This is a genomic window from Phaeobacter sp. B1627 (assembly GCF_006265095.1).
Taxonomy (GTDB): Bacteria; Pseudomonadota; Alphaproteobacteria; order Rhodobacterales; family Rhodobacteraceae; genus Epibacterium.
The window spans coordinates 1-23888 of record NZ_VCNK01000006.1 but is presented as its reverse complement, the minus strand read 5'-3'; the positions used below and the strand labels follow the sequence as shown (position 1 = coordinate 23888).

Here is a 23888-nt window from a genome sequence, read left to right as displayed (position 1 = left end):
TCCGCTGGAATACCGTTTCTCCGTCATGGATAGGGTTGGGACGGGTGCGCGCCGGGTCTGCCGCTCGGACGGAGGGGAGCAACTGGACGACAGCCCCTGGGGGCACGCACCCGCCGACGAAACCGGGCTGCCGGTTCCGTCATCCGGAAATGAGCGGTCAGCTCACCCCGAATTTCATCAATTTGATCGCGGCAAAGTCGCTGACGTCCCCGCCGACCCGCTTTGTCGCGTAAAACAGCACATGCGGTTTCGCCGAGAAGGGATCACGCAGGATGCGCAGGTCCGGGCGTTCGGCAATCGTGTAGCCCGCGCCAAAATCGCCAAAGGCCATGGAAAAGCTGTCAGAGGCCACATCCGGCATGTCTTCGGCCACCAGAACCGGATAGCCCATCAACCGCGCAGGCTCCCCCGCTGCCAGACCATCGGACCAGAGGAACCGGCCATCGGCATCCTTCAGCTTGCGGATCAAACCGGCGGTTTTGGAGTTCATCACAAAGCTCGCACCGGCCCGGTAGCGGGCATCCAGCGCATAGACGAGATTGATGATCGCATCCGCCGACCCGATGTCGCCGTCGGTGCCGGTGGCCACATAGCCAAGCGCGCCCCAGGTCCAGCTGTCATTGTCAACCGCTGTGTGATGCAGAATGCCCGTCGGCTTGTCGACCCCGTCGCCCGAGATGAAGGACTGTGCCTCGGCGCGGGCAAATTTATCCGCGATACGGCCCGCAAGCCAGCCCTCGATATCAAAGGCGCTGTCGTCCAAAAGCCGCTGCGAGGCCTTTGGCAAAGCGGAGAGTTCATGCAGCGGAATGACGATACGGTCGATCACCGGGCTTGCCGTTTCGGTCACGGAGCCAGTTTCCGTCGCCCAGCCGGCGCCCACGTCCGTATGGTCGATCAGCACGTCAAAGGAAGTCGCCTCCACATTGACCACAGAGGCCACTGCCCGGATCGAAGCGGTGGACTGCAGCACCGATTTCACCACATCGGCGGTCTGCGGGTCGACCAGAAAGCCACCATCGGAGTTCACGGCGCTGGACAGGGCCTTGCCCTCCAGCTCAAGGCCGCGAAAGCCATCTTCATTGCCAATGCGCAGATAGGCCTGCATGGCCTTCTGATGCGGTGCGCCTTCCGCCTCTGCGGCAGCCAGATGCGGCCGTGCCGCAGTTTGGGTTTTACGATCCAACATGGTCATACGCTCTTCCGTCTGTTTGAGTTTACGTGCAACGTCGTCTTGAAACCCCTTGAAATGCTGCACAAATTGGGAAACGGCCTGTTTCACCTCCTGTGCAGCACCCGGCGGTGGGGAGGCCGCATCGGGCCCCTCGTCGGCCACGAATTGATGATCTGTCATGCTCTGGTCCTTTCCTCGTCTGGATCAGCAAGTGATGGCTGCGCGCAGGGCTTCGGCCAAGGCCCGCAGACCTTCGTCCGGGGCGTCGGATTTTGCCGATTGCGCAGGGGGCGCTGACGGGTGTGACGCCTGTCGCACCAGCCGCGCCGATGGCAGCATCGGGAAGGTCACCAGCGACACCTCCCAAAGTTGCAGCTCTTCAAGACGGCGATGGCCTTCCTTGTCGCGGCTGGCCCTTACCGTTCGGTAGCCGATGGACAGCCCCTCGATTGCCCCCGCCCGCACCAAAGCCGCGGCTTCGGCCCCCTTTTGGGTTTCGGTCAACAGGCGGCCCTTGACGCGCAGGCCGACCTCATCTTCGACCACCTCATCCCAGACGCCGATGGGATGGGCCGGATCATGCTGCCAGAGCATCTTGATCTTGCTACCGCGCTTGGCGTGCAGGGCAAGGGAGGTCGCATAGGCCCCGCGATTGACGATGTCGCGGCCTTGATCCGGTGTGCCGAACAGGCTGGCATAGCCATCGATCACTTCGCCCTCGGTCAGCGCGAGCCCTTCGCCGAAACGGGCGAATTTGGTTTCCAGATGCGGCTCTTCCTGTATCATCATGTCACTCTACCCTTCTGAAAGGTTGTCATTTTTACCGAACTCCCTCAGGGAAGCTGCACGGCGATAAAGCCCTGGAACGCCTGTGCCAGGATCACCGCCGCGACGCCGTAAACGGTGAGCCAGAGCCGCTTTTCCAGCCGCTCCATCATCCGTTCCATCCGATCCAGACGCCGGTTGATCGCCTCCTGTCGGATCTCCGAGACACGCTCGTGCGCACTCAGGCGCATCCCCGGGGTGCAGTCGAAGGGTGGCATCGGGATGTCACTCATTGTCGCCCTCCATGGGCCGGGCCGGCAGGCCCAACAGCTGACGTTTTTCAGCCTCGCTGAGGAAATCCGCCTCTGACACGCGCCGCCACTGCGTTTCGCGTTCCGCCGCCAGCGCCTGGACCTGATCGATATCGGGTTTCAGCTCCACCACCTCGTCGCCAAAGCGCATCAGCCAGTCGGAGAGTTTGGCCGCCACCCGCGTCGCCAGCGGCAGCACCGTCAGGCGATAAAAGGCGCGGTTGGCCTCCTGGTAGTTGGCGTAGGTCGCCTCGCCCGGGATCCCGAGCAGCATCGGTGGCACCCCGAAGGCCTGTGCGATTTCCCGTGCGGCGGCGTCCTTGGTGCGGTGGAATTCCATGTCCGACGGCGAAAATCCCATCGGTTTCCAATCCAGCCCCCCTTCGAGCACCATGGGCCGGCCGGCATTGCGCGCGCCCTGGAAATTGGCCTCGATCTCTTCGGTGAGGCGGCGGAACTGATCGTCGGCCATCAGCCCCTGCCCGTCAGATCCGGACCACACCAGCGCGCCCGAGGGTTGGGCGGCATTGTCCAGCAATGATTTCGACCAGCGCGCCGCAGCGCCGTGCACCTCGACGGCCATCGCCGCAGCCTGCATCGGGGCAAGGCCGTAGTGATCGTCAAGCGGGTGAAAGCTCTTGAGATGGCAGATCGAAGGACGCGCCGGGTCGATGCCAAAGCGGTGGGTCCTGGCGCCGACGCTATAGTCATAGGCGACGGGCCAGCCGTCGGCGCCCGGCACCACCCGCATCCGGTCGGGCCGCAGCACATGCAGCTCCACCGGCCAGCCGTCCTCTGCCGCGACGGCCTCCAGATAGGCGTTGCCGGACAGCAGCAGGTTCGCATAGAGCGCCTCTAGCATCTCGGCCCGCGCCATCGCCGCGTTGGGACGGCTGAGCAGGGTCAGCAGCGGATGGCTGTCGAACCGTTGTTCGGCGTTCTGCAACACCAGCGGCAGGGCGGCGGCAGCCTCGGCGATGAGCTTTACCGCGCGGTGGCCGACCGGGTTGCCGAGAAAGCCGACGCGGGTCAGTGACACCGTATCCCGAGGACCCCAGGCGGCCTGGGTGCCCGCGCCCATCGGCAAGACCCGCGCCGCAGCGCTGGCCTTTTGCTGCGGGACATCGCGGTCCGCAGCCTGTTCAATTCCCTGTCCCTTGCGCCGCAGCAGGTCAAAGACCATGGTCCACTCCTTTGCTGTCCGTCTGATCCATCGGGGCATCTGCCCGTCGCTTGAGACACAACTTGCCAAATGCGTCTGAAGATCACCCCAGCAGGGCGTACGCCGGGAGCGCAACAGGCGGGCAACAGGGGGCACGGGTGGGGATGTATCCAGTTGATAAAAAAGCAAAACGCCCGCGAGATGCGGGCGTTTCACAGGTGTTATGCCTGGGCGGAGGTGGCTCAGATGGCGCGTGCCCTAGGGCAGCGGAGCCGCGCGGCCGGTTCGACCAGCAGCGCATAGAGCGCCCAGACCAGCGCATCGAGGCGATCCGGGGAGCCATCCCCCTGATAGCCCTGCGGCGTCATCTGGCACATCTGGTCTTCGAGGGCGTTCAGGCCCGGCAGATGGAAGACCCGCCCCTGTTCATAGAGCGCGGAGACAGGCTCGGCGCGGGCGGCTTTGCCCCGGCTTGCATGCAGCGGCGTGAAGGGCACCATCGGATCGACCTGCCGCAGCACCGTTTCCACCAGAGCGCCGCCCTGGTTGACCTCTGCCACCAGCCGGTCGGCCTGAAACCGCTCGCGCGCGGCGATGGCAGCGGTGGCCCAGCCCAGCGGGCCCTCGCCCTGCACCGTGCAATCGGCCAGCACATAGGCCCGCCAGTTCTGCGGCGGCCCCTGAATCTGTGCGCCGACCACGACAATACCGCAGGCGTCCGATCCCTTGTGGGCGCTGACGGCCGGGTCCACGGCCACGACGATGCGGTCGAGCGGCGGCGCTTCGGTCCGCATCAGCGCCTCGATCTGTGCCGCCGACCAGAAGGCCCCTTCCACATCCACCAGCATCAGCCCGTCCAGTTCCTGACGCGCCAGACGCGAGCCTGCATAGCGCGCCCGCACCTCGGTGAGGAAGGAGGCCGCCAGATTGGCCCGGTTGGCCTCGGTCGGGGCATGGGTGGTCACCGTCGAGGGGCTGTCCAGAAGCCGTCGCAAAACAGCCGCGTTGCGCGGGGTGGTGGTGACACAGACCTGCGGCGATTGCCCGAGTCGCAGGGCGAATTGCAGCATGTCCCAGGCCTCCTGGCCGCGCTTCCATTTCGCCAGCTCATCCACCCAGGCCGCATCGAACTGAGGCCCGCGCAGGGCTTCGGGGTCCGAGGCCGAGAAGGCCTGCGCGGTTGCCCCATTCGGCCAGCACAGCTTGCGTTCGCCCGCGCGCCATTCCGGGCGGCGGTCCGGCGGCGAGCAGGCGAGGATGCCGCTGTCGCCCTGGATCATGACATCGCGGACCTGATCATAGGTCTCGCCCACCAGCGCCACCCGCCGGGACCGGCCGGCATCGAAGCGGCCCGGGCCTTCGACCTGGGCGCGCACCCATTCCGCACCGGCACGGGTCTTGCCCGCACCACGGCCGCCGAGAATGACCCAGGAGCGCCAGTCTCCGTCCGGGGGGGCCTGATGCGGGAAGGCCCAGAGATCAAACAGGTAGGGCGCTGCCGCCAGCGCTGCCTCATCCATCTCCTCCAGCAGCATCCGCGTCATGAATGGCGGCACGCAGGCCAGCCAGGCGGCGCTCGATCTCATCGCGGGCGGCACGGAGGTCGAAGGCCACCATGCCGGTGGCACCAGAGGTTTTTTCATGATCGACAAGGGTTTTCTCCACCTTCTGGATGTCACGGATGAGACCGTCGAGCTTGGCGATCTGCGGCTTCAGGGTTGCGGTGTCGGGATTGATGTCCTGCTCTGCTTCGAATTGGGCGAGGTAGGTTTCGCTCGCCTTGCGCGCCCGTCGGAGACTGTCGTGCAGAGATCGCAAAAGGTCCGCGCTGATGTCGATCAGCGTTTCGGAAGTATGTGAAGTCATGAGGGGGGAAGCCTCTGTTCTGAGGTCCGAAAAGAGAAACGGGAGGCTGGATCAGCGTCCGTCCAGACGGCTGACCCTGACCTCCACGTTTTCCAGTTGCCGGAAGTAGCTATAGCGGATCCGGATTTAGATACGGTGCCCCCGGAGTCCGCGCCGCCCGCAACATCCGCCACAGATGCGAGGCTCTGCCTCGCGCTCCGAGGTATTTAGGTGAAAAGATGAATGGAGAATGGCAAAAGGGGCGCCGTGCAGCCCCCCTTTTGAGTGTCGTTCATTTGGTGTCGTCCGTTCACGGAGGCCGGTGAAGGCGGTCAGTCGTTGCCCGCGCCCGCCTCGATCTGGCGCCATTTCGCCACATTGCGGTTGTGCTCTTCGAGGGTTTTGGCAAAGGCATGCCCGCCGGTGCCGTCGGCGACAAAGAAGACAAAGTCTGTCTGCTCCGGGTTCACCGCAGCCAACAGGCTGTCGAGACCCGGGTTGGCGATGGGAGTGGGGGGCAGACCTTCGATCACATAGGTGTTCCAGGGGGTGACGCCGCGCAGCTCGCTCTGGCGCAGGCCGCGTCCCAGAACGCCTTCGCCCTTGGTGACGCCGTAGATCACCGTGGGGTCGGTCTGCAGGCGCATGCCGCGCTGCAACCGGTTGGTGAAGACCGAGGCGACCAGGCCGCGTTCTTCGGGCACCCCGGTTTCCTTTTCGATGATCGAGGCCAGGATCAGCATTTCCTCGGGGCTGTTGACGGCGGCGTCCGGGCTGCGGGTTTCCCAGACTTCGGCAATGCGTTTGTCCTGGCGGGCCTGCATCTCTGCAAGGACGGCGGCGCGCTCGGTGCCCGGGCGTACCTCGTAGCTATCCGGTGCCAGGCTGCCCTCCTCCGGGCGGCGACCGGGATCGCCCGCCAGCACATCCATTGCATTGAGCGCCTGTACCACCTGCCAGCTGGTCACCCCTTCGGCGAGAGCGATCCGGTAGCGGGTGTCGGCATCGGCCTTCTTTTCAGTGTAGACGGCCGGAACCGCGTCGACGCCGGGGGTGAATTCCGCCCGTTCAACATAGGCATTGGTGGCGGGATCCAGCTCGCGGACTTCGGCGAGAATGCGGGTGACCCCGACGCGGTAGACGATTTCCGTGCCGCAGGTGGAGGCGCCGCCACGGGTGATCTGATCCACGATGGTTTCCATCGAAGCGCCGGGTTGCACCAGATAGCTGCCGGCTTTCAGGTCCTGCTCTTTTTCGGAATATTTCACCCCGATGCGGAAGATGGCCCCGTTGGACAGGGCGCCATCGCGCTGCAATTGCTGACTGACCCGGGACATATTGGAGCCGCGTTCCACCCGCAGGCAGATGGCCTCTGCCAATGGTCCCTCGGAAGAGAATTCCCTTTTGCCCCACAGGATCAGGCCTGCGAACAAAAAGAGCCCCACGATCAGCACCGTGAGCATATTCGAGGCCAGGCTGCGCCACATGTCAGTCGCTCACTTTTCCGAAAACCACCGAGGCATTGGTGCCACCAAAGCCGAAGGAGTTCGACAAGGCCACGTCAATCTTGCGCGGACGTTTGGCGTTGGCCGCGAGATCCAGCGGGGTCTCCACTGCCGGCGTGTCGAGGTTGATGGTCGGCGGCGCGACCTGGTCGCGGATGGCCAGCAGCGAGAAGATCGCCTCGATTGCGCCGGCCGCGCCCAAAAGGTGTCCGGTGGCCGATTTGGTCGATGACATGGTGGCCTTGGCTGCAGCCTCCCCCAGCAGGCGTTCGACCGCCGCAAGTTCGATGGTATCGGCCATGGTCGATGTGCCATGCGCGTTGATATAGTCGACATCGGCCGGGTCGAGGCCCGCATTGGCGAGGGCTGCGCGCATCGAACGCTCGGCGCCGTCGCCGTCCTCGGAGGGCGCGGTGATGTGATAGGCGTCGCCGGACAGACCATAGCCCAGCACCTCGCCGTAGATCTTGGCGCCGCGCGCCTTGGCGTGTTCGTATTCCTCGAGCACAACGATGCCCGCCCCCTCGCCCATGACGAAACCGTCGCGGTCCGCATCATAGGGGCGCGAGGCCTTGGCGGGATCCTCTGCGAATTTGGTCGACAGGGCCTTGCACGCGTTGAAGCCCGCGATGCCGATTTCACAAATGGCGGCCTCGGCGCCGCCCGCGATCATCACGTCGGCATCGCCGGAGCGGATCATCCGGGAGGCGTCGCCAATGGCGTGGGCCCCGGTGGAGCAGGCCGTGACGACGGAATGGTTTGGCCCTTTAAAGCCGTAGCGGATCGAAACCTGGCCGGAGATCAGGTTGATCAGAGCACCGGGAATGAAGAACGGAGAGACCCGGCGCACGCCGCGTTCCTTGATCAGGACGGCGGTATCGGCAATCGAGCTGAGGCCGCCAATCCCGGATCCGATCATCACACCGGTGCGCAACAGGCTCTCTTCGTCCTCGGGCGTCCAGTTGGCATCCTTGACCGCCATTTCCGCCGCAGCAATACCGTAGAGGATGAAGTCGTCGATCTTCTTCTGATCTTTCTTCACCACCCAGTCATCCGGGTTGAAGGTGCCGTCCGTGCCGTCACCGCGGGTCACCTCGCACGCATAGGTTGTCGCAACCCCGCTGGCGGCGGTATCGAAGCGCGTGATCGGACCACCGCCCGACTGGCCGTCCAGAAGCCGCGCCCAGGTCTCCTCGACACCGGTGGCCAATGGGGTCACAAGACCCAATCCGGTAACAACTACTCGACGCATTCCTTGCTCTCCTCAGACTTAAGCAATTCGTCCACCCAAATAGCTTGGAATGGCCAAAAGGTGCAAGAGCAGGAAATTCTTCTGACGGCATCCGGCGGAATTACCTCAATTCATAAGGAGTTATCCACAGCCCCTAAGATTTTGGTAACATTCTCGGCCAATACTTGAAAGTGGACGAAGCAAAGAACCGGAGTTCTCCAGCATGAGGCTCTTTCGATCAGGCAGGCCGTAGGCGGAGAATTCGTCGGCGGCCTGTTCTTTGTCGGTGGACATCTGGTGTCAACGCAAATCCGCTCTTTGTCAGACCAATTCGCGGCGATCCCGGACTGCTTCGGGGCGGAGGTCCGATCCGGGTCAGAGGAATTCGGCGACGGGTTCGGCCTCGGGCTGGGCGATGGCCAATGCGGCCTCGACCGACAGCGTTTTGTTGAACAAGGCCCGCCCCACCAGTGCGCCTGCGATATTCTGGACGTATTTCAACCGCGAAATGTCATCGCCGGTCCGCACCACGCCGCTGGCAATCACCGGCGATTTGGCCTTGGCCGCCAGCCCGGAAATCAAGCCGAGCTGCGCCTCGACATCGCTCATATCACTGTCGATGTCGGTCACCAGAATGCCTGCAAAGGGGAGGTTTTCAAAGGCGTCGATAAAGGCCTCCGGCGTCCAGGCGCCGGCCTTGCGCCAGCCTTCGGTCATCACCTGCCCCTGCCAGATGTCGATGGCCAGAACGATCTGATCCGGGTGATATTTGGCCAGTTCCGCCACCGCTGCGGGATCATAGGCCGCCAGCGTGCCGATCACGACGCGGCCTGAGCCTTTGCCGATCCAATGTTCTGCGCGCTCCCGCGAGCGGATGCCACCGCCGAGTTGCACCGGAATGCCTGCGGTGCGAATGATCTCTTCGACGAGCGCCTCATTGCTGTTGTCGCCCTGCAGCGCATTGAAGTCAGTCAGATGCATCCACTGCGCCCCGGCCTCCGCAAAGCCCCTGGCCGTCGCGACAGGGTCCACATGCCAGACCTGCGGCGCATCAAGGTTTCCCTTGTCGAGGGTGACGCAGTGCCCGTCCAGAAGTTCCATCGTGGGATAAATCATCATGGTCCGTCGTCTCCGCGTTGTTCATTTTGGCGAGAAGTATAGCACGGGACGGCCTCTGTGTGAGCAGAACCAGTCGGGCAGAGGCTGACACGGAGGGCCTCGGCAACAAAAAAACGGCGCTTTCCTTGAGGAAAGCGCCGTCTCAGCAATCACGAATTCGTGAGCTTCTCGAAACTGTCCGGTTCAGGACGCTTCGGAGATGAATTTCACTGCGTCGCCGAAGGTCTGGATGGTTTCGGCTGCATCGTCCGGGATCTCGATGCCGAACTCTTCTTCGAACGCCATGACCAGCTCAACGGTGTCGAGGCTGTCCGCACCGAGGTCGTCGATGAAGGAGGCGCTCTCGGTCACTTTGTCCTCTTCCACACCCAGGTGCTCTACAACGATCTTCTTCACGCGATCTGCGACGTCGCTCATGTCTATTCCTCATTTTTTCAGGGCTCTGTGCCCGGTGTTGCCCTTGCCCACTCGGGAGGGTTATTCGTTGCCCAGGCGGGCGGTGGGTACCCCATATAACATGAGGCTGCGTCGGCGCCGCACAAGGCAGGCCAACACGAAAGATGGTGGGCCTATAGCACAGACACAAGCCAACGCAAATGATTTCCAGCCGGTAAAATCCCATTGCAGGCGCGGCATCCGCTCTTCACCGCATGATCCGGGGCAACCTGGGCATTTCCCCCATCCGAAGCCGCTTTCCTGCAGGACGCAGCGCACAACAGAGAGGGTTAACCCATTGATTATTATCAAAATCAGCGAAGCCCATGCGCAGCTTTGAACGCCCGCGCCGAAGATGCCGTCAGATCATCGCCATGCCGCCGTTCACATGCAGCGTGGTACCGGTAACATAGGCGGCCTCTGGCGAGGCCAAATAGAGCACTGCAGCAGCGATTTCCTTCGAATCCCCCATCCGGGCTGCGGGAATCTGCGCCAGAATTGACTCTTTCTGCGTGTCGTTCAGCTTGTCCGTCATCGCCGTCGCGATAAAGCCGGGTGCCACTGCATTGACGGTGATGCCACGGTTGGCGACCTCATATGCCAGCGATTTGGACATGCCGACCATGCCCGCCTTGGAGGCCGCATAGTTGCCCTGACCGGGGTTGCCGGTCGTCCCGACGATCGAGGAGATGTTGACGATCCGGCCCCAGCGCGCCTTCATCATGCCGCGCAGGACGCCCCGGCACAGACGCATGGTGGAGGTCAGGTTCACATCCAGAACGCTCTGCCATTCCTCGTCTTTCATCCGCATGAACAGATTGTCCTTGGTGATGCCTGCGTTGTTCACCAGAATATCGACAGAGCCCATCGCTTCTGCCGCCTGTTTCGGCAGCGCCTCCACCGCGTCCTTGTCGGACAGGTTGCAGGTCAGCACATGGGCCCGTTCGCCCAGTTCGGCCGCCAGATCCTGCAGCGGACCCTCCCGTGTGCCAGAGAGCGCCACAGTGGCACCGGCACCATGCAGAGCGCGGGCAATATCGCCGCCGATGCCGCCCGATGCCCCTGTGATGAGCGCGTTTTTGCCAGTCAGATCAAACATGTCTTCTTCCCTATCTCAGAACGGGGTGCGACCGCCTGGGCGCACCTGAAATCTCTCATGCCTCGAGCGCGGCCTTGACGTCGGTATCCGTCCCCACCTGACGCGAGGCGAGAGTGCGGTCGATTTTTCGGATCATGCCGGACAGAGCCTTGCCCGCGCCGATTTCCCAGAATTCAGTGACCCCTTTGGCGGCCATCGTCTGGACGCTTTCGCGCCAGCGCACGGAGCCCGTGACCTGTTCCACCAGAAGCGCCCGGATGGTGTCCGGGTCGGTCACCGCCTCGGCCCGGACGTTGGCAATCAGGGGAACGGCCGGGGTCTTGATCTCGACCGCGGCGAGGGCTTCGGCCATGACATCGGCCGCGGGCTGCATCAGCGCACAGTGAAACGGCGCCGAAACCGGCAGCATCACGGCCCGCTTTGCGCCCCTGGCCTTGGCGATCTCGGCGGCGCGCTCGACGGCGGCCTTGTGTCCGGACACCACGACCTGCGTGGGATCATTGTCATTGGCGGCCTGCACAACCTCGCCCTCGGCGGCGGCCTCGGCAGCCACGACCTTGACGGTTTCGAAATCCAGCCCCAGCAGAGCGGCCATCGCACCGACACCCACGGGAACCGCGCTTTGCATCGCCTGCCCCCGGGTCCGCAGCAGACGGGCAGTATCCGCGAGGCTCAGGGCGCCCGCCGCCGCCAGCGCGGAATATTCGCCGAGCGAGTGACCGGCGACAAATGCGGCGGTGCTGATGGTGATGCCCTCGGCCTCCAGCGCCCGCATGGCCGCCATGGAGGTGGCCATCAATGCAGGCTGTGCGTTCTGCGTCAGGGTCAGAGTCTCGATCTCGCCCTCCCAGATCAAAGCGCTCAGCCGTTCACCCAGAGCCTCGTCCACCTCGTCGAACACAGCGCGCGCGGCCGGATAGGCCTCTGCGAGGGCCTTGCCCATTGTGATGGTTTGCGCGCCCTGTCCGGGAAAAACGAATGCGATCGACATGCAGGCCCTCATTCATAAAACTGTCTTTCCCGGTGGTTTAGACGGGGCTGACGCTGCGTACAAGCATTCGGTTCCGCGAAATCTGTGCCCGCGGCCTGCGCACCTGGTCTGTGCAGGAACGAAGGGTTGTGAATATTGCACCGATCTGACGTGTTGCTACGTTATGACGAGTTAGACATCCAAAAGGACCCCTGCCCCATGTCCCGCCAAAACACTCATCTCAGCTACGGCGCGGTGGCCAAGAGCTTTCACTGGCTGACGGCGCTGTTGATTTTGACAGCCTTTCCCCTCGGCTATTTTGCTCATGAAACGGCCCACCATATCCAAAGCCCGGAATTCGATGGCGCGCAATCCACTATTGATCGCGCTATCTTGCTATTCTCATTACATAAAACCATTGGCGTCGCGGTGTTTTTCACAGCCCTTCTGCGCATTCTCTGGGCCCTCACGCAGGAAAAGCCGGGGCTGTTGCACCCGGACCGCAAACTGGAATCCTGGGCCGCCGAAACCGCGCATTGGGTGCTCTATGGCTCGATGGTGATCGTGCCTCTGTCGGGGTGGATCCACCATGCGGCGGCAGCCGGGTTTGCGCCGATCTGGTGGCCCTTTGGCCAGAATCTGCCATTGGTGCCAAAATCGGACTTCATCTCGGAGCTGTTCGCGACCATCCATTATTTCGCCATGGTGCTTTTGGCTCTGACGCTGATCGCACATGTTGCGGGGGCGCTGAAACATCACGTCATCGACAAGGACAGCACCCTGCTCCGCATGTTGCCGGGGCAGCGCGCCTTGCCGGAACCGCCCGCGCAGCATCATTCGGCCCTGCCCATGGTCACCGCCATACTGGTCTGGATATGCGTCCTCGGCGGCAGCAGCGGGCTGTTCCTCAGCACCCAAGGCGCCCCGGTCGCCGCATCGGGTGGCACCGCCTCCGCCGCAGAGTCGGGCTGGATCGTGGACAGCGGCACCCTCGGCATAGAGATCGTCCAGATGGGCAGCGCGGTCAGCGGCAGCTTCGCCGATTGGAGTGCCAACATCAATTTCGACGCCCCTGCCGCGCCCGGTCCCGCAGGCGATGTGGAGGTGACGATCGCCATTCCCTCGCTGACGCTGGGATCCGTGACGGGACAGGCCATGGGCGCCGACTATTTTGACGCCGAGACCTTTCCCACGGCGGTCTTTGCGGCGGACATCATGAAGCTCGAGGATGACAGCTACGAGGCGCGGGGGACACTGACCATCCGCGACCAGACGGTGCCGACCACCCTGCCCTTCACCCTTCAGATCGACGGCGACATCGCCAGTATGAGCGGGCGCACCACGGTCAGCCGCATGGATTTCAACGTCGGCGCCGGCACCAAGGATGAGGCCACGCTGGCCTTTGATGTGGATATCACGGTAGATCTGCAGGCCACCCGGCAGCGGTAGATCAGGGCCGAAATCAAACCGCCGCGCGATGTATCCCTGCGCGGCGGAGTGGACAGAGAGGTCAGAGAGATCGGGGCGGACAGAACGGATGGGGCCCTCATGAAGGCCTCTCGCGGCTGCTCCGATCCCTTCGCTGACCCTTCTGGCTGCGCCCGGATCAGTGAATGCCCGAGGTCAGCCCGCGCATCAGCCAGCGCTGCGATACCAGCATCACCACCCCCGGTGGCAGCAGCGCCAGAAGCGCCAGCGCCTGGCCCTCGACAGCGCCCGGCCCGGCACGCGCGACGCCACTGACCACCGTCACCATGTCCTGACGCGTAGTGGCCAGCATCATCGGCCAGACATATTGGTTCCAGCCCATGACAAAGAAGATCGCGAACAAGGCCGCCAGCATCGGCGCAGACATCGGCACCAGAATATCCCACAGACACCGGAGCGGCCCGGCCCCGTCCAGCCGGGCGGCCTCGATCACCTCGTTGGGGACCTGCCGGAGGAATTGGCGAAACACCAGAACGCCAAAACCGCTGGCGACAATCGGCAAAACCATCCCGGCGCGCGTGTTCAGCAGCCCCAGTTCATGCACCACCGCAAAACTCGGCAGGATGCGGGTCTCAATGGGGAAGAACATCGCCAGCAGCATGATCCCGAAGATCCACTCGCGCGCGGGCAGTCGGAAAAATACCAGCGCATAGGCGGCCGGCAGGGACAACAGACAGGCCAGCCCCGCAACGCCAAGCGCCAGCAGGAGCGAATTCATCAGCATCGGCCCGAGGCCCAGCCGATAGCCGAGAATCTGGTCCGCCGCCACAAGGTCCCGCAGCTGAGGCCAGATGTCGCCGCTCGACAGAAGCTCTGCCCCAAGGGCGACCACCGGTCCCACCATCACAATGCAACCGCACAGAAGGATCAGATGATCAAATACCCGCGTCACGCGCCACGCCGCCATATGTCACCCCGTGTCACCCCAAGTCCCCCGTCTGTCTGCATATCTCCGGTATCCCCTCGGCTTCCCTTCGCCCCCCGGCAGCAGTTGCACCGGGCCGATACAGGCTTGTCAATCAGAGCATTGACCCCAATACAAAAAACCACCGGCCCTGGTCAGACCGATGGCTCTTTGAGCATCGCGAAGGCGATGTGATTATTCGGCCTTCATCGCCTCGATAGAGATGAACAGCTGCACTTCGTCGCTGACGAAGGGGGCGAATTGGCCCAGTTCGTATTCGGAGCGCACCAGCGTCGTGGTGGCATCGAACCCGGCCCAGGGTTTCTTGGCCATCGGGTGTTCGCCGGTCTGGTTCAGTTTTGCGTTGAGAACGACGGATTTGGTCACACCATTCAGTGTCAGATCGCCGGTGATGTCGGCGGTATTTTCGCCGGTCACTTCGATTCCGGTCGAGGTGAAGGTGACCATCTCGTCATCGGTTGCCCCAAAGAAGTCGTCGGACATGAAGTGACCGAAGCGCGCCTCCCAGCCGGTGATCATCGAGGTGACCGGCATGGAAACGGACACAGAGGACTGCGCCGGATCTTCCTGATCGAACATGATCTCGCCTTCGAAACCGGAGAACATGCCGTAGGTGGTGGAATAACCGAGGTGGTTATAGTTGAAAACAACCTGGCTGTGGCTTGCGTCCAGAACATATTTCTCCGGCGCGGCAAAGGCAGAGGTCGCAACGGTGCCGATGACAGCGGCAGCAAGCAGGATCTTTTTCATGGGTCTGGGCTCCAGATATCGTTGATGAATGATCGTCAGGCGGTATGTACACAATGTCGGCCATGCACGCAGTGTCTTCTATTCTGCAAATCCCAACATAGTCTGTTGGTACATGAACACCTGTAGCCGGGAAATTATTCGCGGGCATGTCACATCAAAGTGACCACCCCGCGACGTTCCTGCCGGTCAAAGGCAAAAAGGCGCATGAATGCACCCTTTTCTCTCTCTTCCAAAGATGTCCAGAGGCACGCCCCCGCCAACGTTCCTGCGCTAGGTCACGACATGCAGATGCGGTTTCAACTGTGCCAACAACAGCTGCCGTGTGCTGCGCCCGTCCAGCGGCACCTCGATCAGCAAGGTGCCGTCGTGCTCCAGGATCTGAACGGACCTGTCGGTAAACCGGACAGCCCCCATCGACGCATAGCTGCGCCGCAACAGCACCACCACACGCCCGTCAGCGTCGGTCTCCTCCGCGCGCATTTCCAGGTTGCGGGAATCGAACTGAAACTCCGGCAGGATTGTCCGCTCGCGCGATAGCATCAGACACAGGCCGAGAAACAGCAGAACCACGGAAATGCCAATCCGGATCAGCGCCAGACTGGGATCTTCGCCGGCATTGGGTACCAGCCAGATACCGGTCGAGGACAACACCATGCAGCCACCGAGCAGGCGCAGCAACATGGAAGAAAAGGACTCGCCCGGCCGCACACTGACCTGCACAGGCGCACCGGCGGGAAAGCCCGACACCCTGCCAAACGCGGCGACTGGGCTGTAATTGGCAACGTTCTGATCAAGCGCGGTCATGGCGGCCTCCCTCGTGGATCTGCAGGCACCGGATGGCACCCATTCACGTTCTGTTAACCAAGACTTCTCCGAAAATTGGGGCGGCAGTATGGCATCCCTTTGGAAATCCGTGCACGCTCCCCCCGCCCCCGCGCGCGATCCAGACGATTGCCTCTACTCTGTGCAGGGAATCTGTGCGGGCGATGGCTTGCGCTTTGAGGCAAAGCCGTCTATGCGGTGGCTTCCTTCCGTATCTATTTGATCCGCGCAGACTCTCGTGGTGGGGCAGCGGAAGGCCTATTTGCCCTGCCTATGAAATGCGCCCAGACACAAACAGGAGATCGCATGCCTTTCTATGAGCATGTTATGATTGCGCGTCAGGACTTGTCCAACACGCAAGCAGAGGGCCTCATCGAACATTTCGGTGCTGTACTGTCCGACAACGGCGGTAAGCTGGTCGAGCAGGAGTACTGGGGCGTCAAAACGATGGCCTACAAGATCAACAAAAACCGCAAAGGTCACTATGCCTTTCTGAAGACCGACGCACCTGCTGCGGCGATCCAGGAAATGGAGCGCCTGATGCGCCTGCATGACGACGTGATGCGCGTTCTGACCATCAAGGTCGAAGAACATGCAGAAGGCCCGTCCGTGCAGATGCAGAAACGTGACGAACGCGACCGTGGTGACCGTGGCGACCGCCGCGAGCGCCGTTGATCTGAGCTTGAGAAAAGGACGCTAAATCATGGCAGCCAAACCGTTTTTCCGCCGCCGCAAAGTTTGCCCCTTCTCGGGCGACAATGCACCCAAGATCGATTACAAAGACACCCGTCTTCTGCAGCGCTACATCTCTGAGCGCGGCAAGATCGTTCCCAGCCGTATCACCGCCGTTTCGGCCAAAAAGCAGCGTGAACTGTCCCGTGCGATCAAACGCGCACGTTTCCTCGCCCTGCTGCCCTACGCTGTGAAGTAAGGAGACTGACACATGCAAGTTATCCTTCTTGAACGCGTTGCAAAGCTCGGCCAGATGGGCGACGTCGTAGACGTCAAACCCGGCTTCGCGCGCAACTTCCTGCTGCCGCAGGGCAAGGCGAAGACCGCTTCTGAAGCGAACATCGCATCCTTTGAGGCCCAGAAAGCGCAGCTTGAAGCACGCAACCTGGAAACCAAAAAAGAAGCCGAAGCCCTGGGCGACAAGCTCGGTGGTCAGCAGTTCGTTGTGATTCGCTCCGCTTCCGATGGGGGCAACCTCTATGGCTCCGTGTCCAACCGTGACGCGGCTGATGTTGCAACCGAGGAAGGCTTCACGATCGACCGCAAGCAGGTCATCATTCGTGAGCCGATCAAATCTCTGGGCCTGCACGAAGCAGAAGTTCACCTGCACCCTGAGGTGATGGTGACCATCCTGCTCAACGTAGCACGGTCCCCGGAAGAAGCCGAACTGCAGGCAACTGGCAAGTCCATTCAGGAACTGGCCGCTGAAGAAGAAGCCGCAGCAGAATTCGAAATCGCCGAGCTGTTCGACGACATCGGTGGCGCCGCTTCCGACGACGACGATGGCGATGTTCCGGCCGCTGCGGACGCTGCTTCGGAAGACGACGCAAACGTCTGATCCATCGGATCGACTACGTGTAAAACGTCAGGGCCGCCCCGATCGGGCGGCCCTTTCTTATGTCTTGGCAGTGTTTGTTCTGTGTTCGATGACAGGCGCAACTGCGGGACCGCGGTACTGGCGTCTATGGCGGAACTGCCCTTACGGGGGCCAGGCCCCACGTCGTTATGAACGGAACAGCTGCAGGATCTGTCGCGGGGCGTCATTTGCGATGGTCAGCGACTGAATTGCCAGCTCCTGCTGGGTCTTCAAGGCCGACAGGCGGGCAGACGCCTCTTCCATGTCGGTATCCACCATCGCCGAGACGCCAAGGCGCATAGAGTCCGCTAATTTGCTGACAAAATCAGACTGATCGGACAAGCGCGAGGCCGAGGCGCCCAGGGCCGCTGCACCGGTGATCGCCGTTTGCAGAAATGTTTCGATCTCCTCCAGCGCCGACGCGGCTGACGCAGTATCGGTGATATTGGTCAAATTGCTCGTCAGATCGAGGCTGGATTCAAAATCGACGGAGTTGACCGTGATTTCGCTCGCCGTGACTGTACCACCGGGTCCTACACGGCTGAGGGAGGCGAGAATTCCCAATTGGGTTCCCCCACTGCCGTCCAGGTCGCTCGACAAGAGGTTTGCCCCGTTAAACTGGGCTGCGGCAATAATCGCTTCGATCTGCTCCACTTTGGCGCTGATATCGGTCTGGATGGTGTCGTGATCCACGTTTTCCGACTGCGCCGAAACGATCAGCTCCTTGATCTCGGTGAGCGTTTCAACGATCTGCTCCGCCCCGGCCGAGGCGACGGCCACCGTTGCCTCGCCCAAAGCCAACCCATCCTCAATGGAGCGAAAGCCCGCGATATCGGACTCCATTGTTTTGGCGATGGCCCAGACCGCAGAGTTATCCTTGGCGGTTCCAATCTGTTTTCCGGTGGAGACGGCGGTTTGAACGTCTGTCAGCTCTGTATTCACGCCCTTGAGCGTGCGCAGGGCGATCATGGCCCCGAAATTTGACAAGATACTCGACATATTGGTGTTCCATCTCAGGGGGGACAGGTTTCGCACCCGTCCGTGTTCGTCCCTGTTCAGAGACTACCAATGCGCCCTTCAGACCCTACCGTCCCGGATTTATTGAGGATGGTGCCACCTTCATAGAGATGCGAAAATAAAGTTAACCAGTTGAGCTTACCAAAGTATTAACACCCCACCTGACGATTTTCGAAATATTCATATTTTGACGGGCGTTAGGGAAATATATAGATAAAATTCATTGATAAAAACGCGTAGCGCCGCCGATCCAAAGGGACCGGCGGCGGCAATCTGACGGATCAGATATTTTAGCGGAAGAGCTGCTGCAGCGAGCTCGGCGCTTCGTTCGCGATGGTCAGCGACTGAATGGCCAGATCCTGCTGTGTCTGCAGAGCGGAGAGGCGTGCGGAGGCTTCTTCCATGTTGGTGTCCGTCATTGTGGAGACACCCAGGGACATGGCGTCGACCAGTTCGCTGACGAATTTCGACTGATCTTCCAGGCGTGCAGCATCAGCACCCAGCGCAGCGGCGCCGGTGATTGCAGTCTGCAGGAATTCCTCGATTTCACCCAGAGCGGAGGCCGCGGTGTCTGTGTCGGTGATGGAGGTCAGGTCACTGGCGAGATCCAGGCTGGACTCAAAGCCCACTGCGTCGATGGAGATTTCAACAGCAGTCACGGTACCACCCGCGCCCACACGGTCGAGAGAAGCCAGAACACCCAGCGAAGATTCAGTACCGTCAACGGTGTCTTTCAACAGGTTGGCGCCGTTGAACTGCGCGGCGGAGATGATCGCCTCGACCTGCTCAACCTTGGAGTCGATGTCGGTCTGGATCGTCGCGTGATCAACGTTTTCCGACTGAGCAGAAACGATCAGCTCTTTGATTTCGGTCAGTTTTTCAACGATCTGCTCTGCGCCCGCAGAGGCAACGGCAACGGTTGCTTCACCAATTGCGAGACCTTCTTCGATGGCTTCGAAACCAGCGATGTCTGATTCCATGGTCTTGGAAATTGCCCAAACGGCAGAGTTGTCTTTCGCAGTCCCGATCTCTTTACCGGTGGAAATGCTGGTCTGTGTATCGTTCAGTTCGTCATTGACGGATTTCAGGGTCTGCAACGCAACCATTGCGCCGTTGTTTGTCAGAATGCTGGACATAGAGCACCTATCTTTAGTGGGAGGGTAGTATTTTTTATCTACCCTTATTCAGGTTTTCCCGTTGTACGGGGGCGAGTGGTCCCGTCCTAAACCTGCATCCCACCTCGCGGTGTCAGCGCCATCCGTTACCAGATGCACCGTGACATTGGCATATGGGAGCTTTCTCAATCCTTAACGGCCACAAGGACACTTCCTACAATTTTAACACTCCTGAATGAGTTCCTAATTTCCGAAAATGCATCGAAACTTTCGATCACCCTTGTTGAAAATTTGCGCCGTTTCGGAACGGATAGATCCCTGCTTTTGCAAGCGACAGAGCCGCATCCTCTTGCCTATTTCCGGCCGTGGGGCGATGTGCAAATATCCGGGTCCATTTGGGCGCCAACAGCGACACCTTTCCGTAGAGCACTGGTTTTGCGCGCAATTTCTGATGAGAGCCGCGCACGACCTGTCCACGGCCTGTTCCCGGCCTGTTTCCGACCTGCCCACACCCCCTCCACGGCCAGCGCCGCTCCAATCCAGGGCCAGCGCATGACAGGATATGTTCAAATGCAAGGCATCCCAGCTCCAAATGCACGGCACCCCGGCGCGTGACAGGCGGCATCCAGCCCATCCGAAAGCCAAATCGGCAAAGCTTTGCGCTCCGTGTTTTGCCGGACTTGCCGAGCAGAGATTCGTGACTAACCTGCTCGCAACGCAACAACTCCGAGATCCCATACATGCACCGTCGTCACTTTCTGTCCTCGCTGGCGGCCTTTTCCCTCAGCACTCTGGCCCTGAGTTCCGTGTCGGGCTGCGCCAGCACCGAGCCAGTCGCACGCCGCTACAGCCCGCCGCTCTTTCCCAATGAAACCCCGGAGTTGCGGAAAAAGATCAATTTCTGGGCAGATCACTACGACGTGCCGCGCAGCCTTGTGCACCGGCTGGCGATCCGCGAAAGCACGCATCGGCCCTGGGCTACCAACAGACCCTACTATGGGCTGTTGCAGATCCTTCCGGCGACCGCCCAATCCATGGGGTTCGATGGCCAACCTGCGGATCTGCTCGATGCGGATACCAACCTGAAATACGCGGTCCGCTACCTGCGCGGGGCATGGATGCTGGCGGATGGCAGTCAGGACAAGGCGGTCCGGCATTACTCTCGCGGCTATTATTATGAAGCCAAACGACGCGGACTGCTTGAGGAAACGGGGCTTCGGTGACCCCGGCGCCGCCCGAGCGCGAAAGGGCGTGCTGAGGACGGATACAGGACCGACCGCGGGCCAACACCCGAGCGGCCGAAGGTGCCGCGCACGATGGGCGCCCGCCTCTGCGCCTTCGAGCCACTCGCTTGACCAAAAAGGGCCGCCCCTTGGGGCAGCCCTCTCCGAAAACCGGTAGTCGGTGACCGGATTTATTCTTCTTCCAGAGCCTCGACGGCCTTCTGAAGGTCTTCTTTCGACACTTCTTTCTCGGTCACGTTGGCCTTTTCGAACACCAGATCGATCACTTTGTCTTCGAAGATCGGCGCGCGCAGCTGCTGCTGCATCTGGGCGTTCTGCTGAATGAACTCAAAGAACTGACGTTCCTGGCCCGGGTACTGGCGTGCCTGCTGCATGATCGCCTGGGTCATTTCCTGGTCGGTCACTTCGACTTCGGCTTTCTGACCCATCTCGGCGAGCAGAAGCCCCAGACGCACCCGACGCTCCGCCAGAGAGATGTGCTCTTCTGTCGCTTCGATTTCGGGGTGATCGTGGCCCTGAACCTCGGGGTTCTCTTCATGCCACAACTGGTGCGCAATCTGGTTGGCTTCGGCTTCTACCAGCGAGGGCGGCAGATCGAAGGAGACCAGATCGGCCAGCGCATCAAGCGCGGCGCGTTTCATCACCTGACGCGCAGCGCCTGCGTATTCGGCTTCGAGGCGCTCGGAGATCTGCCCCTTGAGCTGGTCAAGATCCTCGGCACCGAATTTCTTCGCCAGCTCGTCGTTGATCTCTGCCGCTTTCGGGGCTTTGATTTCCTTGACGGTGCAGGTGAAAACGGCGTCTTTGCCCGCGAGGTTCTCGGCGCCGTATTCTTCGGGGAAGGTCACGTTGACTTCTTTTTCGTCGCCGACCTTCACGCCCACCAGCTGCTCTTCGAAGCCGGGAATGAAGGAGTTGGAGCCCAGCGTCAGAGGATAATCTTCCGCAGAACCGCCGTCGAATGCTTCGCCGTCGACCTTGCCGACGAAATCGATCACGACCTGGTCACCATCCTCGGATGCGGCACCCTCTTCGCGGGCTTCGAAATCCTGTGCCGTGGCTGCGAGATTGTCCAATGCTTCGGTGACGGCTTCGGCTTCGGCCTTCACGACCAGCTTTTCCAGCGCCACGCCGGACAGGTCAACTTCGGGGATTTCAGGCAGCGCCTCGTAGGACATTTCGACCTGGACGTCGTCGCCTTCTTTCCAGTCTTCGTTGGTCATCTTGACGTCGGGCTGCATCGCGGGACGGTCGCCGGACTCTTCGAAGTGCTTGCTCATCGCACCATCGACAGCTTCCTGCATGACTTCGCCCATGAGGCGCGGGCCGAACTGTTTCTTCAGCAGCGGCATCGGAACTTTACCCTTGCGGAAGCCCTTCATCTCGATTTCGGGCTGCGCTTCGGTCAGTTTGACTTTGACCTTTTCTTCCAGGTCGGTCGCCGGAATGGTGATAGCGTAGCCGCGCTTCAGACCTTCGTTCAGAGTTTCAGTAACCTGCATCATATTCCCCATAGAGATTCGGGGCGCGCGCGCAGACTCCGCCCCCAGACAATTTGTGGCCTTCTATTGTTCCGCGCCGCGCGGTGCAAGGGCCATTGACCCCGAACGGCGCAAGAAGCTGCCCAAAGGCGCGGTTTGACGGGTTTTGGCCGGCTCTTTCACGAATGCCCCCGGGTGATCCCGCCCCCAAACAGCAAACGCCCCCCGGAGATGCTCCGGAGGGCGGTGCCGAATTGGGCTGGCCCAAACCGATCAGGTCACGAGGTAAAAAACCGACCGGTCGCGGGGGCCCGCAAGGGTCAGAACTTCCAGCGCGCGCCCGCGAGGATGGCCTGACCGTCCTGATAGGTGGTGGCGGTGTCATCGTAGGAATATTCGCGGTAGGCGACATAGGCCTCGAGGTTCTGTTTGTCGAACTTCTGCACCGCTGCGATGCCGAAGGATTCGGCGGTATCGCCCACTGACGCCATATCGGAGCCGTCATAGTAGTCCACTGAGAAGGACGTCTGGCCGACCGGCAGCAACGAGGCTGTGTAGCCGAGCTTCACAAATCCATAGTTGCCGCCCGTGTCACGATCACCGCCCGCAACGCTCAGGGACAGGCCGGTGGGTTCGTGCAGAACCGCGGCCGATGCGATGGTGTCGCGGCGCTCGGAGCCGGAGCGGTCGGTCCAGTTGACCGCCAGCGCACCCGCAACGGTGAAATCGCCGAGGTCTTCATTGGCGTAGTTCAGGGCAATGTCATACTGCTCGGTATCGGCATCTTCGGTCAGGATGTCCTCGCCATAGGAGGCAGAGACGGTAAATCCGGCGAAGCTCGGAGAATCGTAGCGGATCCGGCCCCGGCGCGAGCCATCATAGGTGGCAAACACGTCCCCGACCTCAACCCCGGTCAGATTGCCCGCCACATCGCGCAGGAAATAGCCGCCCGCGGCATCTGCCACCGACGCATTGGCGGCAACGCCCGTGCCCGACAGATCGATACCGGTGGCGCCGTCAGCCGCCATCGAGCCCTGACCGATAGAGAAGACACCGGCCCGCGCCGTGTGCCACTGCAGGTCGACATGGCGCAGATCGCTGCGGGTCCAGTCGGTGATATCGCCCTGACCGTTCTGGTTCACACCGTCAGAAGACCGCAGAGACAAGGAGGTCTCAAAGCGGAATTTCAATGTGTTCTCGCCAAAGGGCTGCTCAACCCAGAACCCGAGGCGCGAGCCGGAGTTGGCGTTGTCGACGAGACGGCTGAACTCTTCCTGTCCGTCGTCATAAGACTGGAACGTCGGGTTCAGCTGGCCATACCAGCGAAAGCTGCCGCCATTGTCCGATGTATAGGTGGGGCCCGCCAGTGCGGGAGCTGCGAGGAGGGCTGTCAGCGCAAGTGCGCTCGAACCCGCTGCAATCGTTTTGGTGCTCATCTTCTGAGTGCTCCTGTGTCAATTGTCAGTCGGCCATCCTCCATCCCCGGATGCGACCGATTGCAGGGCTAACACGTAAGAAATTCTGAAACAGGGCTTGAAAAATCTGCCCCCTAAACGGGTCGGTTCACTCTGCCGAGGTCGTTGTTATATCGGCACTTTCTTGCTGAAGCAGCCTGAACAACGGAATTCCGAGGCAGATTTTCAACCCTCCCACATTGCTTTTTTCAAAACACGGCCATGCGCTTGTTGCAACCCTCCAGTGGACGGGAATGTCGCCCCCTCGCGAATCGCGCCGGCGCCGTCAGAGCGCAGCGACCGGATCCGCGTCATGTCCCGCCAGATCGACGAAATCCACCGGCTGATATTCACTCCCTAAGGCTGATTGAAGTGGTCCCAGCTTTTC

At 61.4% G+C, this 23888-nt stretch carries 24 protein-coding genes; 5 read left to right on the top strand and 19 right to left on the bottom strand.

Annotated features, from left to right (window positions below; all coding sequences use genetic code 11):
• Window positions 1–157 precede the first annotated feature (157 nt).
• From FGE21_RS04665 to fabD, 12 genes are all read right to left on the bottom strand, one after another.
• Window positions 158–1354, bottom strand: coding sequence for a phage major capsid protein (locus FGE21_RS04665; RefSeq protein WP_139662130.1), 1197 nt, complete (start codon window positions 1352–1354; stop codon window positions 158–160).
• 24 nt (window positions 1355–1378) lie between these two features.
• Window positions 1379–1960 (bottom strand): HK97 family phage prohead protease, encoded by a 582-nt coding sequence (locus FGE21_RS04660; RefSeq protein ID WP_370285474.1) that lies wholly within the window; start codon window positions 1958–1960, stop codon window positions 1379–1381.
• 47 nt (window positions 1961–2007) lie between these two features.
• A complete protein-coding gene (locus tag FGE21_RS04655) occupies window positions 2008–2232 on the bottom strand; it encodes a hypothetical protein (RefSeq protein WP_139662126.1) in 225 nt (74 codons plus the stop codon).
• Complete coding sequence (locus FGE21_RS04650; protein WP_139662124.1) at window positions 2225–3433, bottom strand: phage portal protein; 1209 nt, start codon at window positions 3431–3433, stop codon at window positions 2225–2227. The genes FGE21_RS04655 and FGE21_RS04650 overlap by 8 nt, the downstream gene beginning before the upstream one ends.
• A 221-nt stretch (window positions 3434–3654) precedes the next feature.
• Complete coding sequence (locus FGE21_RS04645) at window positions 3655–4956, bottom strand: DNA-packaging protein (RefSeq protein ID WP_370285452.1); 1302 nt, start codon at window positions 4954–4956, stop codon at window positions 3655–3657.
• The gene (locus tag FGE21_RS04640) at window positions 4925–5278 is read right to left on the bottom strand and encodes a hypothetical protein (RefSeq protein WP_139662123.1); all 354 of its coding nucleotides are present in this window, start codon (window positions 5276–5278) and stop codon (window positions 4925–4927) included. The genes FGE21_RS04645 and FGE21_RS04640 overlap by 32 nt, the downstream gene beginning before the upstream one ends.
• Before the next feature lie 311 nt (window positions 5279–5589).
• On the bottom strand, window positions 5590–6744 hold the full coding sequence (gene mltG, locus FGE21_RS04635; RefSeq protein ID WP_139662121.1) for an endolytic transglycosylase MltG: 1155 nt from the start codon (window positions 6742–6744) through the stop codon (window positions 5590–5592).
• Window position 6745: 1 nt separating this feature from the next.
• Window positions 6746–8014, bottom strand: a complete 1269-nt coding sequence (gene fabF, locus FGE21_RS04630) for a beta-ketoacyl-ACP synthase II (RefSeq protein WP_139662120.1) — start codon at window positions 8012–8014, stop codon at window positions 6746–6748.
• Between the two features lie 354 nt (window positions 8015–8368).
• Window positions 8369–9112 (bottom strand): HisA/HisF-related TIM barrel protein, encoded by a 744-nt coding sequence (locus tag FGE21_RS04625; protein ID WP_139662118.1) that lies wholly within the window; start codon window positions 9110–9112, stop codon window positions 8369–8371.
• Window positions 9113–9295: 183 nt separating this feature from the next.
• Window positions 9296–9529, bottom strand: coding sequence for an acyl carrier protein (locus FGE21_RS04620; RefSeq protein WP_005645147.1), 234 nt, complete (start codon window positions 9527–9529; stop codon window positions 9296–9298).
• A gap of 379 nt (window positions 9530–9908) precedes the next feature.
• The gene (gene fabG / locus FGE21_RS04615) at window positions 9909–10646 is read right to left on the bottom strand and encodes a 3-oxoacyl-[acyl-carrier-protein] reductase (RefSeq protein ID WP_139662116.1); all 738 of its coding nucleotides are present in this window, start codon (window positions 10644–10646) and stop codon (window positions 9909–9911) included.
• Window positions 10647–10701: 55 nt separating this feature from the next.
• Window positions 10702–11637 carry an ACP S-malonyltransferase gene (gene fabD, locus FGE21_RS04610; RefSeq protein ID WP_139662115.1) on the bottom strand — a complete coding sequence of 312 codons (936 nt, stop codon included), beginning with the start codon at window positions 11635–11637 and terminating at the stop codon, window positions 10702–10704.
• Window positions 11638–11835: 198 nt separating this feature from the next.
• Between fabD and FGE21_RS04605 the strand changes: the two genes are divergently transcribed.
• Window positions 11836–13065, top strand: a complete 1230-nt coding sequence (locus tag FGE21_RS04605) for a cytochrome b/b6 domain-containing protein (RefSeq protein ID WP_139662113.1) — start codon at window positions 11836–11838, stop codon at window positions 13063–13065.
• Window positions 13066–13222: 157 nt separating this feature from the next.
• On the opposite strand, the gene FGE21_RS04600 is transcribed toward FGE21_RS04605, so the two are convergent.
• The 3 genes from FGE21_RS04600 to FGE21_RS04590 form a co-directional block, all read right to left on the bottom strand.
• On the bottom strand, window positions 13223–13996 hold the full coding sequence (locus tag FGE21_RS04600) for a carbohydrate ABC transporter permease (protein ID WP_139662291.1): 774 nt from the start codon (window positions 13994–13996) through the stop codon (window positions 13223–13225).
• 207 nt (window positions 13997–14203) lie between these two features.
• Window positions 14204–14779 (bottom strand): YceI family protein, encoded by a 576-nt coding sequence (locus FGE21_RS04595; RefSeq protein WP_139662112.1) that lies wholly within the window; start codon window positions 14777–14779, stop codon window positions 14204–14206.
• A gap of 270 nt (window positions 14780–15049) precedes the next feature.
• Window positions 15050–15583: a hypothetical protein gene (locus FGE21_RS04590; protein ID WP_139662110.1), complete on the bottom strand. Its 534-nt coding sequence runs from the start codon at window positions 15581–15583 to the stop codon at window positions 15050–15052.
• A 324-nt stretch (window positions 15584–15907) separates the two neighbouring features.
• On the opposite strand from FGE21_RS04590, the gene rpsF reads away from it, so the two are divergent.
• Genes rpsF through rplI form a run of 3 tightly spaced genes read left to right on the top strand, consistent with a single transcriptional unit; the run spans window position 15908 to window position 17171 of the window.
• Entirely contained in the window at window positions 15908–16276 is a 369-nt protein-coding gene (gene rpsF / locus FGE21_RS04585) for a 30S ribosomal protein S6 (protein WP_139662107.1), read from the top strand.
• 28 nt (window positions 16277–16304) lie between these two features.
• Window positions 16305–16532 carry a 30S ribosomal protein S18 gene (rpsR, locus tag FGE21_RS04580; protein ID WP_068246410.1) on the top strand — a complete coding sequence of 76 codons (228 nt, stop codon included), beginning with the start codon at window positions 16305–16307 and terminating at the stop codon, window positions 16530–16532.
• A gap of 12 nt (window positions 16533–16544) precedes the next feature.
• Window positions 16545–17171: a 50S ribosomal protein L9 gene (rplI, locus tag FGE21_RS04575; protein ID WP_139662103.1), complete on the top strand. Its 627-nt coding sequence runs from the start codon at window positions 16545–16547 to the stop codon at window positions 17169–17171.
• A 165-nt stretch (window positions 17172–17336) separates the two neighbouring features.
• On the opposite strand, the gene FGE21_RS04570 is transcribed toward rplI, so the two are convergent.
• Window positions 17337–18188 (bottom strand): flagellin, encoded by an 852-nt coding sequence (locus FGE21_RS04570; RefSeq protein WP_139662102.1) that lies wholly within the window; start codon window positions 18186–18188, stop codon window positions 17337–17339.
• Window positions 18189–18496: 308 nt separating this feature from the next.
• Window positions 18497–19342: a flagellin gene (locus FGE21_RS04565; RefSeq protein ID WP_139662099.1), complete on the bottom strand. Its 846-nt coding sequence runs from the start codon at window positions 19340–19342 to the stop codon at window positions 18497–18499.
• A 719-nt stretch (window positions 19343–20061) separates the two neighbouring features.
• Here FGE21_RS04565 and FGE21_RS04560 point away from each other — a divergent pair.
• Entirely contained in the window at window positions 20062–20544 is a 483-nt protein-coding gene (locus FGE21_RS04560; RefSeq protein ID WP_139662097.1) for a lytic transglycosylase domain-containing protein, read from the top strand.
• A 191-nt stretch (window positions 20545–20735) separates the two neighbouring features.
• Here FGE21_RS04560 and tig read toward each other — a convergent pair whose 3' ends face one another.
• Both tig and FGE21_RS04550 read right to left on the bottom strand, forming a co-directional pair.
• Complete coding sequence (gene tig / locus FGE21_RS04555) at window positions 20736–22067, bottom strand: trigger factor (RefSeq protein ID WP_139662290.1); 1332 nt, start codon at window positions 22065–22067, stop codon at window positions 20736–20738.
• Between the two features lie 299 nt (window positions 22068–22366).
• A complete protein-coding gene (locus FGE21_RS04550; protein ID WP_139662095.1) occupies window positions 22367–23482 on the bottom strand; it encodes a porin in 1116 nt (371 codons plus the stop codon).
• Window positions 23483–23888 lie beyond the last annotated feature (406 nt).

Excerpts from the sequence above, each read along its gene's own strand:
- FGE21_RS04665 (WP_139662130.1), bottom strand. The coding sequence starts at position 1,354 with ATGACAGATCATCAATTCGTGGCCGACGAGGGGCCCGATGCGGCCTCC.
- FGE21_RS04660 (WP_370285474.1), bottom strand. The coding sequence starts at position 1,960 with ATGATACAGGAAGAGCCGCATCTGGAAACCAAATTCGCCCGTTTCGGC.
- FGE21_RS04655 (WP_139662126.1), bottom strand. The coding sequence starts at position 2,232 with ATGAGTGACATCCCGATGCCACCCTTCGACTGCACCCCGGGGATGCGC.
- FGE21_RS04650 (WP_139662124.1), bottom strand. The coding sequence starts at position 3,433 with ATGGTCTTTGACCTGCTGCGGCGCAAGGGACAGGGAATTGAACAGGCT.
- FGE21_RS04645 (WP_370285452.1), bottom strand. The coding sequence starts at position 4,956 with ATGACGCGGATGCTGCTGGAGGAGATGGATGAGGCAGCGCTGGCGGCA.
- FGE21_RS04640 (WP_139662123.1), bottom strand. The coding sequence starts at position 5,278 with ATGACTTCACATACTTCCGAAACGCTGATCGACATCAGCGCGGACCTT.
- mltG (WP_139662121.1), bottom strand. The coding sequence starts at position 6,744 with ATGTGGCGCAGCCTGGCCTCGAATATGCTCACGGTGCTGATCGTGGGG.
- fabF (WP_139662120.1), bottom strand. The coding sequence starts at position 8,014 with ATGCGTCGAGTAGTTGTTACCGGATTGGGTCTTGTGACCCCATTGGCC.
- FGE21_RS04625 (WP_139662118.1), bottom strand. The coding sequence starts at position 9,112 with ATGATGATTTATCCCACGATGGAACTTCTGGACGGGCACTGCGTCACC.
- FGE21_RS04620 (WP_005645147.1), bottom strand. The coding sequence starts at position 9,529 with ATGAGCGACGTCGCAGATCGCGTGAAGAAGATCGTTGTAGAGCACCTG.
- fabG (WP_139662116.1), bottom strand. The coding sequence starts at position 10,646 with ATGTTTGATCTGACTGGCAAAAACGCGCTCATCACAGGGGCATCGGGC.
- fabD (WP_139662115.1), bottom strand. The coding sequence starts at position 11,637 with ATGTCGATCGCATTCGTTTTTCCCGGACAGGGCGCGCAAACCATCACA.
- FGE21_RS04605 (WP_139662113.1), top strand. The coding sequence starts at position 11,836 with ATGTCCCGCCAAAACACTCATCTCAGCTACGGCGCGGTGGCCAAGAGC.
- FGE21_RS04595 (WP_139662112.1), bottom strand. The coding sequence starts at position 14,779 with ATGAAAAAGATCCTGCTTGCTGCCGCTGTCATCGGCACCGTTGCGACC.
- FGE21_RS04590 (WP_139662110.1), bottom strand. The coding sequence starts at position 15,583 with ATGACCGCGCTTGATCAGAACGTTGCCAATTACAGCCCAGTCGCCGCG.
- rpsF (WP_139662107.1), top strand. The coding sequence starts at position 15,908 with ATGCCTTTCTATGAGCATGTTATGATTGCGCGTCAGGACTTGTCCAAC.
- rpsR (WP_068246410.1), top strand. The coding sequence starts at position 16,305 with ATGGCAGCCAAACCGTTTTTCCGCCGCCGCAAAGTTTGCCCCTTCTCG.
- rplI (WP_139662103.1), top strand. The coding sequence starts at position 16,545 with ATGCAAGTTATCCTTCTTGAACGCGTTGCAAAGCTCGGCCAGATGGGC.
- FGE21_RS04570 (WP_139662102.1), bottom strand. The coding sequence starts at position 18,188 with ATGTCGAGTATCTTGTCAAATTTCGGGGCCATGATCGCCCTGCGCACG.
- FGE21_RS04565 (WP_139662099.1), bottom strand. The coding sequence starts at position 19,342 with ATGTCCAGCATTCTGACAAACAACGGCGCAATGGTTGCGTTGCAGACC.
- FGE21_RS04560 (WP_139662097.1), top strand. The coding sequence starts at position 20,062 with ATGCACCGTCGTCACTTTCTGTCCTCGCTGGCGGCCTTTTCCCTCAGC.
- tig (WP_139662290.1), bottom strand. The coding sequence starts at position 22,067 with ATGCAGGTTACTGAAACTCTGAACGAAGGTCTGAAGCGCGGCTACGCT.
- FGE21_RS04550 (WP_139662095.1), bottom strand. The coding sequence starts at position 23,482 with ATGAGCACCAAAACGATTGCAGCGGGTTCGAGCGCACTTGCGCTGACA.